The 13,863-nt window shown below is 40.9% G+C and carries 8 protein-coding genes; all 8 read left to right on the top strand.

Translation table 11 applies throughout. The annotated features are described in order from the left end of the window. Positions 1-92: 92 nt before the first annotated feature. A complete protein-coding gene (locus tag D7322_RS16105) occupies positions 93-1,277 on the top strand; it encodes a FecR family protein (protein WP_121125318.1) in 1,185 nt (394 codons plus the stop codon). An 83-nt stretch (positions 1,278-1,360) separates the two neighbouring features. After that, positions 1,361-4,921: a SusC/RagA family TonB-linked outer membrane protein gene (locus tag D7322_RS16100; protein WP_121125317.1), complete on the top strand. Its 3,561-nt coding sequence runs from the start codon at positions 1,361-1,363 to the stop codon at positions 4,919-4,921. An 11-nt stretch (positions 4,922-4,932) separates the two neighbouring features. Next, positions 4,933-6,399, top strand: a complete 1,467-nt coding sequence (locus D7322_RS16095) for a RagB/SusD family nutrient uptake outer membrane protein (protein ID WP_121125316.1) — start codon at positions 4,933-4,935, stop codon at positions 6,397-6,399. Between the two features lie 11 nt (positions 6,400-6,410). Further along, a complete protein-coding gene (locus D7322_RS16090; protein ID WP_147430448.1) occupies positions 6,411-7,337 on the top strand; it encodes a hypothetical protein in 927 nt (308 codons plus the stop codon). 133 nt (positions 7,338-7,470) lie between these two features. After that, the gene (locus D7322_RS16085) at positions 7,471-8,604 is read left to right on the top strand and encodes a TlpA disulfide reductase family protein (RefSeq protein WP_121125314.1); all 1,134 of its coding nucleotides are present in this window, start codon (positions 7,471-7,473) and stop codon (positions 8,602-8,604) included. Positions 8,605-8,606: 2 nt separating this feature from the next. Continuing rightward, entirely contained in the window at positions 8,607-9,644 is a 1,038-nt protein-coding gene (locus D7322_RS16080; RefSeq protein WP_121125313.1) for a TlpA disulfide reductase family protein, read from the top strand. Between the two features lie 394 nt (positions 9,645-10,038). Beyond that, positions 10,039-12,825: an outer membrane beta-barrel protein gene (locus D7322_RS16075; protein ID WP_121125312.1), complete on the top strand. Its 2,787-nt coding sequence runs from the start codon at positions 10,039-10,041 to the stop codon at positions 12,823-12,825. Between the two features lie 79 nt (positions 12,826-12,904). After that, positions 12,905-13,699 carry a GLPGLI family protein gene (locus D7322_RS16070; RefSeq protein WP_121125311.1) on the top strand — a complete coding sequence of 265 codons (795 nt, stop codon included), beginning with the start codon at positions 12,905-12,907 and terminating at the stop codon, positions 13,697-13,699. Positions 13,700-13,863 lie beyond the last annotated feature (164 nt).

The raw sequence follows: 13,863 nt of genomic DNA, 5'->3' as shown, positions 1-13,863 counted from the left end.
TTAGATTTTTAAAAAAAAAAGATTTTCTAAGCATAGACTTTCTATGTCTTCTCCGTATTAAGGTTATTAAGGCTGTGATTTGAGCGATTATTATGTACGATAAAAAGGAGATTTTCGAGAAATACTTGGCCGGCACCTGCACACCGGAGCAGGCCGCTTGGTTGGTAGCATTATTCGCTGACGAATCTTTTCGTGAGGAACTGGAAATGTATATGGATGCAGCAATGGATGATCAGCTGGAGGAAGGGGACATTATTGAGGAATTATATACCCAATCGAAAAACCAATACCCAATCTTAGAATCGTTGCTCACTGGAGGAGAGATTAAAACGAAACCATCCATTTTGATCCGCTTATGGCCATGGGCGGCCGCTGCGGCAGCAATACTGATTCTTTATGTAGGAGGGTATCAATATAAAGCATCTGAGGAGGCTTTAAGCACTACCGGTGTTACTGTCACGAATAAATATATGGAAAGCTCCAAAGTGGAATCACTGATGACATTGACGCTGCCGAATGGTGAGAAAATTGAGTTGACGGATAGTAGCAAAACGCAATATGCTACTGCTAAAACAACAAATAAAGATTCTTTTTTTGAGATCAAAAAACTTGAGAATGCCTCCGAACCTATGGTACAGGAAATTAACGTTCCAACGGGTAAAACTGGAGCAATCGTGTTGACAGATGGGACCAAAGTTTGGCTGAATACGGGTACTAAATTACGTTATGATGCTAATTTTGTTGGATCCGAACGTATCGTTTATCTGGAGGGAGAAGCTTATTTTGAAGTTTCGCACAATAAGCAGAAACCTTTTGTGGTGGTTTCAAATGATCAAAAAATCAAGGTGCTGGGGACGCATTTTAATGCTAAGGCCTATGCGCATAATCGGACCACAACAACATTGATGGAAGGTAGTGTTGCCGTTTCTACAGCATCGAAGCTTCGTATTTTGACCCCCGGAGAAAGCAGTGTTGTCAACCCTGGGAATACTAATATCGATGTTTCTCCGGCCTTATTAGCCAATGTGAATGCTTGGCGAAATAATGAATTTTCATTTTTTAATGCAGGTTTGGAAGAGATCGGAGTGGAGTTGTCGCACTGGTATGGCATAGATGTTAGGGTACTCGGCCAAGCCGACGAATTGGGCTTTACTGGAGTCATTTCCAAAGAAAAGACATTAGAAGAAGTGTTGTCCATCTTGCGGAGAACAGGACAGATAAAATATCAAATCACTCCTTGGGGAGCAAAAGAAAGGAGGGTGATTCTGATGATGTAGTTTTACCTATGAAATCTAACTAACCACTGCTGAGCGGGGGACAGCAGTATACCTTAATTATTTGACCAATAAATTACGACCAAATGAATTTATTCAATTCCAGAGACCTATTGAAAAGGAGGGCTTTGGGCAAACGCACTGCAATTTTATTTGTTGCACTGACCTGTGCGCAGTTTAGCCTGACGGCTTTTGCACAACGGGTCACTATAAAGAGAAAGGGAGTTCCACTTTCTCAAGTATTTAGTGAAATCAAGAGACAATGCAATTGTGATTTCTTCTACAATGAGTCTCTTGTCAAATCCAATACAGCGGTGGATATCGACATGCAGAATGCTACTGTGCAAGAAGTATTGGATCACTGTTTTAAAGATCAGTCGCTGCAATATAGCATCGATAATAAAACAATTGTAATTACCCCTAAGCCTCGTTCAGCCAAACAGCAGAAAGTACAGCTACGTGGCCGTGTAATGGATTATAAGGGAAAACCACTGGTCGGTATTACAGTGACCGAAAAAGACAATCCAAAGAATGCTGTTGGAACGGATACCGATGGGACATTCATCCTATCGGTAACAAATGCAAATACAACATTGATTTTCAAAAGCATGGGTTTCCAGACTTTGCAGATATCCATGCAGGGTAAGACCTGGACAGAGGTGCGCTTGACCCCCATAGAAAATCAGCTGGACGATGTGGTCGTCACAGGGTACCAAAACCTACAGCGCAAATCATTGACCGGTTCGGTCGCTACGGTTAATATGGAGCAGTTAGAAACGATATTTCAGCCGAATATTGATAAACTCCTACAAGGACAGGTACCTGGGCTTATGGTCATGAGTACTTCGGGCGCTCCGGGCGCTATGCCGCAAATTCGCATTCGTGGTACTGCTGCGTTAAGCGGGAATGTACAGCCTTTATGGGTTGTCGATGGTATTATTCTGGATGATGCAGTGAATGTTTCCGTAGATGATATTATGACTAATCGAAACCTGATCGCTTCTGGTATTGGTGGTGTCAATGTAGAAGATATCGAAAGTATCAATGTCTTAAAAGATGCAGCGGCAACAGCTATCTATGGAACTAAAGCCGCTAATGGTGTCATTGTAATTACTTCCAAGAAGGGACGGGCAGGTAAAACCCGGGTGAATTTTTCAAGTACTTTAACTATGGGGGAACGACCACGGATAGAGGACGCCTATATGATGAATTCCAAGGAACGGGTGGACGTCAATTTAGAAATGTTGCAGCGGAATTTGTTTAATGCAAACAGCCCTAAACCTGGCGAATATGGCACTGTTACTGATTTTGAACGTTATTTTATTGATGCAAATGATAAGCGGATTAGCTGGGGTCAATTTGAAGACAAAATAAAGTACCTGGAAACGGTCAATACCGATTGGTTTAAACATCTATTTAGGAATTCGCTGTCTCAACGGTATAATGTAAGTTTTTCTGGAGGAAATGAAAAGACGACTTTTTATGCCTCAGGAAGCTACAATAATGATCAGGCGACCGCCAAAGGTGTGGGACAGAAAACCTATACGGGATCATTGAAAGCCTATACTTTCTTAACACCCAAGATGCGATTGGGAGTCATGATGGATATCAATGCACGCGACAATAAGAGTTTTTTTGCTGTCGATTCGCGCGAAAACCCCTATGAATGGGCGATCTATACCACACGTGCGCAACCCGCTTTTGACAACAATGGAAACTATAGTTATTTCTACCATAATACCTTGAAATATAACTTTATGGAAAACAGGGAACAGGGCTGGAGAAATGCGAATAACTTCGGACTACGGTCTTCAGTGGATTTTGAATGGAAATTCATGAAAGATCTGACATTCACCTCCTTGTTTAGTTATACAAAACAAAATACACGTGATGTAGATATAGCTTTGGAGGATAGTTATTTTGTGCGGAGCCGGAAAAAAGATTATTATGATATCGTCGACTATACAGCAGTGCAGATCTGGAAGGATGGGGGGTATAGAAGAGGAAAGGCATCAATTAACGGTTCGATTACCTTTCGGAATCAAATAATCTATAATCCCCTTTTTAAAGACAAGCATTATTTGAATGTGATGCTAGGGCAAGAGATCCGCAAATCTAAAACTGAGGAGGAAGTAACGCAGGTCTATGGATATGCACATGATCGGGGCCATCAACAAGTGCCACAGTTTGAACTGATGAAAAAGATGGGTGTTCCCTATTGGACAGAACGTCTGGATGAAGCTGCTGCGGTATCTTATTTCGGTGCATTCAATTATACCTTTGACAATAGATATACTGTCAGCTTTAACGCCCGTACAGATGGTTCCAATAGATTTGGGCTGAAAACTAATCAGTTATTTCAGCCACTTTGGGCATTGGGAGCGAACTATCAGATGAAGCAGGAGCGCTTCCTAAATCAGATTGATTGGTTATCCTATTTGACACTAAGAGGATCCTATGGCAGCCAGGGTAATGTTGCTTCTCAGGCCTACTCCGACTTGGTTGCGACGATCGGTGCCGTGAATGTAGATAATCCGGTCAATTATTTAATTATCAACGCACCGAAAAATCCTTATCTCAAATGGGAAAAGACCTATACAACCAATTTGGGACTTGAATTTGGTTTATGGAAACGGCGTTTAATGGGCTCTATCGAATTTTATAATAAAAAAGGCACAGACCTGTTGGGATCAAAACAAGTGTCGCAAGTGACCGGATTCGAATCGCTTCAGGTGAACTGGGCGACAATGCGCAATAGGGGTTGGGAGTTTTCTGTCAGCTCAATCAATATGGATTCTAAGAATTTTAGATGGTCATCAAATATCAATTTTGGCTTGAACAGAAACGAGGTGCTCGAAGTCAATTCCAAACCAACAGTAACCACACTGACTGATGCAAATCGGACGAATTATGCTGCATCAGCCGTTGTAGGAAAACCTTTGGATGGCATGTGGTCCTACCGCTATGCCGGACTCAATACAGACGGCAGAGCGACATTTTATACCAATAAAGAGGGCGAGAAGGTGCTCTATGGGATGACGAATTTGGACGGACTGAAATATGAAGGGCCTAATCTGCCAACGACGCAGTTGGGTTTTACAAATACATTCTCCTATAAGCGTTTTTCGTTGTCAACCTTATTTATCGGCAGCTTTGGCAATATGATGCGACTGCGTAACCTTTCTCAAGGTTATGCCCTGACTTTTCCAGAGCCTACACAGAACTTATCCAAAGAATGGGTAAACAGATGGCGCAAACCTGGAGATGAACTCAACACGAATATCCCCAAACTAGAGGATTCAGCATTTGAGGCTGCTGTAACAGGTGTCGCACCATTTAATGGCCGAATGTATGATAATTCCGATCTGAGAACGGTGAAAGGCGATTTTATCCGAATGCAGAATCTCTCCATATCGTACGATTATTTTACGCCTAGATTGCGGGCATTAGGAATCCAGAATATTCGTCTTATGTTACAGGGAAATAATCTCTATGTATGGAAAGATGCTAAACTGAAAGGTCAGGATCCAGAAGCGCAAGGAAGCAAAATGTCTTACACAGACTCGAGATCCGTTCAGGTATCGTTTGGAAATACATTCCTCCCTGTGCCAAGATCATACACTGCATCCCTACAAGTTCAATTTTAAACCTAAAAACTATGATGAAGATTACATCTAAATATTTGTTGTTGGGCCTGTTTTGTTCAGCAATAGGCCTGACATCTTGTACGGGCTTATTGGACATCACACCTGTCAATAGCATGACACCCGAAACAATCAATGACTATGAATCAATTTTATTAGGCGGATATCCGCGCAGCGATTATTTCTATAAAACAGAGTTGATGACTGATAATGCTATGGTAAATCTCAACACGACCTATAAGCCAGGAGCCGTAGATGAACCTTGGTTTTTATTCGCTTCATCCCATCAATTGGACAATACACCGAATGATCCCTATTGGGGACAGCTTTACAAGACTATTTTTTACGCCAACACAGTATTGGACAAGTTCAAAGAAGTCATACCTACCAGTGAAGAACAATCTAACTATGATAAAATAAAAGGTGAAGCCCTAGCACTACGAGCTTATGCTTATTTTTATCTTGTCAATATGTATGCCGATGTCTATTCGGCAAATAATCTCGAGCTCCCCGGGGTGCCCATGCCGCTGAATGCAGTTGATGTCAACGAATTTAGTAAGAACAATGTACGTGAGCCCTTGGGCAAAGTATGGAGTCAGATCAACTCAGATCTAGAGTTAGCAGCAGGTCTGTTACGTGGAAAACCTACAGATGATCGTTTTCGACTCAATATTACGACTGTGCAATTATTACGTGCCCGTATTGCATTATTTATGGGTCAATATGATCAGGCGATAGCCTTTGCCGGAGAAGTGATGTCAAGCGCAAAACTTGCTGATCTGAACAGTATGCAATCCTATATCGATAGTAAATCCAATAAGTATGCTTTTTCGGGCAATACAGGCTTTATTGATACGGATTATAATAGGGAAATTTTGTTCTTTACAGCCGGGAGAGCCAATAATAATCTCTTTTACTATTCACAGTCAGCATTTAAGCCTACCGAAGAGATCTTGGACCTAACGAAAAGAAATGGTAATCTGGTAGATTACAGGCAGTACTTGTTTGATTCATTTGAAGACTTTTCGCAACCTGATGGTATTATGGTTGGAAAGACGGTATACCATATGTTTGCCACACAGGAGAAATATTGGTTTTATATTGGCTTTAAAGCCAGTGAGGCCTATGTGATCCGCGCTGAGGCCTACGCTAGAAAACAGCAATATAGCAATGCTTTGAAAGACCTCAACGATCTGTTGGTGACGCGTTACAAAAAAGGAACGTTTATCGGGTTAAAGGAAAGTGACTATAGTGATAAAGCAGGTATTTTGAAAAGAGTACTCGAAGAGCGCCGTCTGGAAACCGCATTCGACGGTGGATTGCGATTTTTCGATCTGCGTAGACTTGGAAAGCCTGAAATCAAGCATACTTATAAAAATGGACAGGAGTTTGTCATGCGTAAAGATGATCCAAAATATGTCTTGCAGATTCCTCAATCAGAACAGAATAATTCACCCAATATGCCTATTAATCCACGATAATCAATTCATCAATGAAGAAGATATTTTCAATCGGCCTAGTCAGCATGTTGTTACTGGCCAGTTCATGTACAAAAAATGAATCAATCAATTCCTCAGAATCTTTCGGATTTCAAGAGCGTTTTGGCCCAAAAGAAGAGGAGTTACCCGCTGTTAAGGAGATGTTCAAGACCTATGATTTATGGTTGCGTCTTAATTTTAAGGATCCGAAGGAGGTGACAAATAGTATTTTGGTACAAGATGTCAATAATCGCTATGGGGCAACACCAATGGATGATAAAGCCAAGCCAAGTGCCATTATGTTTGTAGATACCTTGCTACATAATGTTTCTACGGATTTTGTGCGAAGGGTATTTCCCCGGGAGTTCTTTTTCGTAAAGACCTATAATGGCTCTTGGTGGAAACAGGATATTTATGTGCTGGGACGTTCACGCCTGATTGTTTGCTGGCCCAATGAACGATTAAATACCCAACCTATTACCGTGCCTGAAACACATTATTACCAGGATTCTGTACTTACCCGTATGGTCTGGGGCAATTTGTCCGGGATGCTCGCGCAGCGAATGGAAGGAAAGGTTCCTGGATTTGAGGCTGCAGGAATGCCTTATGACAATGGAAAGGCACTCGATGAAATTGACAAAAATTTTCCGGGCAATAGTGATGAAGATATTGAAGCTCGTAATCGTGAGGTTTCCAAATTAGCCGCCGAACGTGGTTATATCTCTGGCTCTGGCTCGAGGGGTTACGAAGTTGATTTGGGGCAGTGGTTTAGTCTGTTGACAACGGAATCCTATCCAAACATTAAAAAAGTATACTTAGATTCCAGTGAAAAAAGAGCCGCTAAATACAAGATTTTGACAGATTTTCTCAAAAAGGAATACAATTGGGACATTCAGGCTGCAGGTAATAAGTATCGCAAAAAATTAGATAGCTTCCATTAATGAGACTGGGATAGACGCAGAAAATACCGCAAAAATAGCCGTTCATCATAGGTGGAATTAAGACATTCACCTATGATTCATAAAGTAAGAGTAAAATAGCAAGTACAACCATTAAAAAATCAAATTTATACACATGAAAATTTTAAAAATGATCGCCTTGTTGGCCCTTCCTGGAGCAGTAATGGCGCAAAAGTCGGATTTCAGCATTGAAGGAAAAATACAACAGCCCAAAAAAGAAGGGCAGGTATTTATGTCTATTCGCACACCCAATAGCCAAGTGTTGGACTCTGTGAAGGTTACCAAAGGGACTTTCTCTTTTAAAGGGCAGGCTAATGGACCTACTATGGTTTATATTGTATACGATCAGGAGAACAAAGGTTGGGATAAGATCGGATATAAAGGGGACATGGTCGGTATTTATGTCGATAAAGGGAAAACGACAATCACGGCAATAGACTCTGTTAAAACGGCCGTTATTAAAGGTTCGCCGTTACAGGATGCTCACGCAGCGTATAAGAATCTTATCAAGGAAGCCGAGGAAGGAATTAATGCAATCAATCTGAAATACAGCAGTGCGACTGCAGAGCAACGCAAAGACGATGCTTTTGCGGGACCACTTCGGGAGCAGTATATGAAATTTGCTGAGCAGAAGAAACAGTTGCAACAAAACTATATCGCAAAGAATCCAAACTCTTATTTCAGTTTATTGGCGATCCAGGATCAACTCTATGCTGGGACCGAAATTTTAGCTTTGGAGCCTGAATTTAATAAACTTTCGGCTTCGGTACGGGCTTCTGAAACCGGAGAAGCTTTCGCGAAACAGATCATGGCGGCTAAATCAACTGCAGTTGGTGTGCTTGCACCCGACTTTACTCAACATGATGTCAATGACAAACAGGTTAAGTTATCTGATTTTAGGGGTAAATATGTGTTGTTGGATTTCTGGGCGTCTTGGTGTGGACCTTGTCGGGCGGAGAATCCAAATGTTGTAGCAGCTTATGATAAGTTTAAGAATAAAAATTTTACAGTACTGGGTGTTTCGTTGGATCAACCGGGCAAGAAAGACAACTGGTTGAAGGCTATTGAAGCGGACAAATTGAGCTGGACAAATGTAAGTGATCTGAAGTTCTGGAATAACGAGGCAGCTAAGCTCTACGGTGTACGCGGTATCCCACAGAATTTTCTAATCGGTCCTGATGGGAAGATTGTTGCCAAAGACCTACGTGGCGAACAGCTGCATGAAAAATTAGCAGAACTATTGAAATAAGGATGATGAGATTAAAGTTTATTATACGAACGATAGGGACGGTTTTATCCTTGTTCTGCATTGCTGCTGTTCATGCGCAGACAACTTCTAAGGTTGTTTTTGTAGGAAAAGCTGATCCGAAATTTGATGGTACCAAGATCTATCTTTATAATAATATTACGGGCGATAATGATACAGCTACGGTTACAAAAGGGACCTGGCAAATAGAACGGCCATTTACCGTAGCCACCAGGCACATGTTGGCCTCGGAGGCAGAATCTAAAAAACATGGCGGTTACGCACCATTTGGTATTCTTGTTGATGCTCCAACAACAATCCATATTGCGGGTGACCTGGAGTCTTTCTATACCGCCAAGGTTTCGGGATCCAAAGCTCATGATGTGCTGAATCAATATTTCACACGCATGCAGACGAAAGGGGCGGATGAGGCTGCAGTGATTGCGCAGGTCGTTGCTCAAAATAAGAGTTCTTTTGGAGCCGCTTTTTTATTGGATCGTTATGGAAAGGCCATGAAGCCTGAAGTGGCATTAGAAGCCTATGAAAGTTTGAGCCCTGATGTCAAACAGTCCTATTATGGTAAGTCTGCCGGTAATCAGATTCATGGGGCTTTGTTATCAAAAGAAGGAGCTCTGGTGGCAAATTTTTCGTTGCCAAATGAAAACGGTCAAAAAATTGATTTTGCTTCCATGAAAGGCTCCTATGTGTTATTGGACTTTTGGGCCTCTTGGTGCGGTCCCTGTATCGAAGAATTTAAAACACTCAAGGAGATTTACGGAAAATATAAGGGTAAATCGGCGTTCGAGATTTTAAGTATTTCTACCGATAAGAGTGAAAGTGCATGGAAGAACATGCTTAAAACCCAACAATTGCCTTGGATTCAGCTGCACGATAGCCCGGTGGAAAACAATATTGCAGTTAGTCGATTTGCTGTGACAGCACTGCCTACAACTTTCCTGATAGATCCGGATGGAAAGATTCTTGCTAAAAACCTAAGGGGAGAGGAGTTAAAGGCTTATTTGGTTAAGCTATTCGGTTACTAGCAGCTCCCTTAGCCACTTTTAAATGTAAGCGCCAGCATCGAAAAATGCTGGCGCTTTCTTATGCCTATTTAATCAATAAAGAAAAAGAGTTGAACTTGAATGCGGTCGAGACGAAATAAAAAGCGGATTTAAAAACTCTAAGGGGGTATAATGAATAATTGTGTCTTTTTCTTATAACAAATAAGCAAAAACATAAAGATAGTATTTCTTCTCATGTTAACCGGTATGTCATGTATTCCTCCTTTCTATTGTTTAATTGCTGTATCTTGCTTGTTTTCAGTGTTATGTGCTTGTTTTGTTTGTTTTTTTAATTTCTTAATTATTTAACATTATTTTACGAATTTTCCGTAGCAACATTGATATCTTTATTGCGACAATATATAAACGGAAATTTATGAGACTAACCTATACCTTAGTTTTGCTTCTTGTACTTTCGGCCATAAGCGCTATTTCCCATGCCCAACAGAGGCTTACAGGTCTAGTTGTTGATGCTAAAGACAAAGCCAAACTCCATCAAGCGTCTGTTGCTTTACTTAACCCAAAAGATTCTATTTTAATTAAGTTCGATCGAACAAAAGAAAATGGGACTTTCCAAATTGCCAATCTGGATACAGGTATTTATAAAATAGTCGTGTCTTATCCGCAATATGCTGACCTTGTGAAGGAGATCCATATGACAGCTCAAGGTCTTGATCTTGGCATGATATCGCTGTCAAAGGCAGCATTACTTTTGGAAGAGGTACAGGTCAATGGACGAATTCCAGTCGTTATTAAGGGAGATACGATAGAGTACGATGCCGGTAGTTTTAAGGTGGAGAAAGATGCCAAAGTAGATGATCTGCTCAGGGTGTTGCCCGGCATTACGATCGACGGGACAGGTAAGATTACGGCGCAGGGAAAAGAGGTCAAAAAGGTACTGCTTGATGGGGAGGAATTTTTTGGAGATGACCCCACCCTGATTACGAAAAACATCAGGTCGGATATGGTGAGCAAGGTACAGGTTTACGAAAAGAAATCAGATCTGGCCGTACGTACCGGTGTGGATGATGGGGAGCGTACACAGACCATAGATATCAAGCTGAAAGAGGATAAGAAGAAAGGGATGTTCGGTCAGGCAATTGCTGGGGCCGGAACGGATAAATACTATGGCGGCAAAGTCATGCTCAATAAATTTAAAGGAGCGCAGAAAATTGCGGCTTACGGTATCCTGGCCAACGATGGTATGGTGGGACTGGGGTTTGAAGATAGTCAAAAATATGGTGTCGGGGGGAGCGGCAATGTTCAGATGATGGATGGAGGGGGCATTATGATCTCTTCGGGCGGAGACGAAACGGAAGGTGGATGGGATGGGCGATACCAGGGCGGCGGCGTACCTAAGGCACTAAATATGGGGGTAAGTTATTCCGATAAAACCAAAGATGACAAACATAAAATCAATGTCAACTACAAGCGCAGCCAGATCAATGTAAATAATACAAGTACTTATAATGCGCAGAATAACTTGCCGGAGCGCGCGCAGATAGACAGTAATATCACCAGATCAGAAAATGAGAACAGAGCCAATGTTGCCAATCTTAGATACGATTATAAGTTGGATTCGTTAGCTGATCTGACGGTGAATATGGGCTTTAATAAATCCAATAGGGATAATATTTCCGAAGCGGAAGCTTACCAGAGCACCTTAGGTGGACAGCCGATTACAAAGACCACGTCGAGCACGGATCTGAATAGTGATCAGGATAAAATCAACGTGAATGCACTATTGACACGACGCTTTAAAAAAGAACGTCGCTCCATTACATTCAATGTGAATGTAAATACGGATCAGAGCCGGTCAGATACAAAGTATTTTTCCGAAAACAGATTTTACAACGATTCCCGTACCGACACAATTGATCAGTTCAAAGAAGATAAGCTCAGCAATAACACCTACGGAGCCTCAGTCACCTATACCGAGCCGCTCTCAAAAAGGATCACTGGATCAATAGGATATTCCTTTTCCAGCAATAAATCAGAGACACTTAATCAATCCTTCAATAAGGATCCTAAGACACAAAAATATACCGTGCTGGATGAAAGTGTATTGAATGATTTTAATTTTTCCAGTTTAAAAAATAGTGTCAATACGGCATTGAATTATAAAACAAACACATGGACGGTCAATCTGAGCAACCGTACTGATTTTGAGGCTGTAAAACGGACTTATAACAATTTGAATACCGTATTGCAACGTGATCAGATATCCATTAGACCCTCACTTAATGTGAACTATAAGATTTCAAAAACCAAGAATATATGGCTCAATTATTACGGGCAGACTGTTCAGCCTTCGCTCACACAGATTGAACCGCTCAAACAAAATAGTCAGCCGCTTGTCGAATATTTGGACAATCCGGACCTGAAAGCCGGTTTTAATAATTCCTATTCCATCAATTATAATTCCTACAAACAGATCAAAGACCAGAGCTTCTACTTTTATGTCAGCGCCAATCAGGGGAAACGAAACATTAACAGCAGTGTTCGTTATAATCTGGAAGACGGTACCCGACAGATTTCTTTTGTAAATATTGATAAGGACAACTGGCGTTTTTACGGAAGCGGATCATATAATTTCATGTTAAAGAAGAAATGGGGTTTGAAAATGAATATGGGCATGAATGCAGAATATAATACTCAATATAGCTATCTGTCGCTGCTTAATGAAGAACCAAGGCTCAACCGTAATAAGACCTGGAGTATCGGGCCCGAAATTGGCTTTAATCGGTATAAGGCCAATAAAATGGATTTTAATATTAATTTAAGTCCCGGGGTCGAACAGATGGACTCCTATCTGCAGCCCGAATTGAACCAGACCACATTTAAATTTAATTCCTATGCACAAGTCACCTATTACCTACCCCAAGACTTTAAAATTTCGCTATCCATGCAACAGAATTATCAGGCTGCAACAAAGACTTTGCAATCCATTAACATGATGAACATGAATGGCTATATCTCTAAAAAGTTTTTAAAGGACAAATCTTTAGAAGCGCAATTATTTGTCAACGATATATTAAATAAAAATATTGGGGTGAATCGCTATCAGGATGGTACGGCATTTATCCAGACAAGCAATGATGTATTGCGTCGTTATGGGATGTTAAAAGTGATCTACAATTTTACAACAATGAACCGTCCATGATTAAATTATCAATTTTATTGTCCAAACTCCATCTTGCCGATGGAAGAAAAAATTATTTACAGATGAAAGGAGATGCTAAATGAGGAAGCAAATAATATTAGTAATGTGGTTTGTATGCTTGTCCGTTACTGCTATACAGGCACAGCATGCATTCTTTCCGAGCAGTGGTACTGTGACTTTCGAACGGAAATTTCATGTGCAGAACTATCTGAAACGGACGTATCTCAGTAAGCCAGATCTGGATACCTGGGATAAGCTGGGGGTAGACAATGCGGTCAAAAATGGGCCCGTTGAAGTGATCACACATCATACATTAAAATTTTACGATCAGGAAACGTTGTTTGAAACAGTAGAGGAAGATTATCCCGCGAATTATCGAAATGTTTCTTGGTACAACCCCGCACTGACGGATTCAAAGACTTATATGAATTTTAAGAAAGGGGAGTTTACCAAGTTACTGCCCTTTGGTGATGAGCAGTTATTAATGAAAGATTCTTTGCCGGCGGTGAAATGGAAGTATACTGACGAATATCGCAACATAGCCGGATATGATTGTCGACGCGCAAATGGGATCATACAAGATTCTATTTATGTTGTCGCATTTTTTGCGGGACAGATTCCGATAGCAGGCGGTCCCGAATTAATCCATGGCTTACCCGGATTGATTCTAGGGATATCCGTCCCTAGCATGAATATCAATATGTTTGCAACCAAAATTGAACTTACCAATGCCCCGGTCTCCAATGTACTTACCAAAAAGAAAAAGGTTGTTGCAGAATCTAAGGCAGAGATCATAAAAAAAATGAAAGATACGGTCTACGATTGGATGGATGACAAGGATTTTAAAAAACGTTTACAGAACGTATTATTCTAAGATTTTTACATGATTTTGCATCATTAGTGAGCACGAAGAGGCTTGAAATATATTGATACCTTTAATAAGGGATATTCAGTAAATGTTATAAAAAATGGTGGTCAGAATAATTTCGGTCACCATTTTTTGTTCTGTTATCCCGATCTTTGTAAGATTTTTCCGCT

It is taken from the genome of Sphingobacterium puteale, from assembly GCF_003627955.1.
GTDB lineage: Bacteria > Bacteroidota > Bacteroidia > Sphingobacteriales > Sphingobacteriaceae > Sphingobacterium > Sphingobacterium puteale.
The sequence above is the reverse complement of the archived record's forward strand: the minus strand, read 5'-3'. Positions and strand labels throughout refer to the sequence as shown.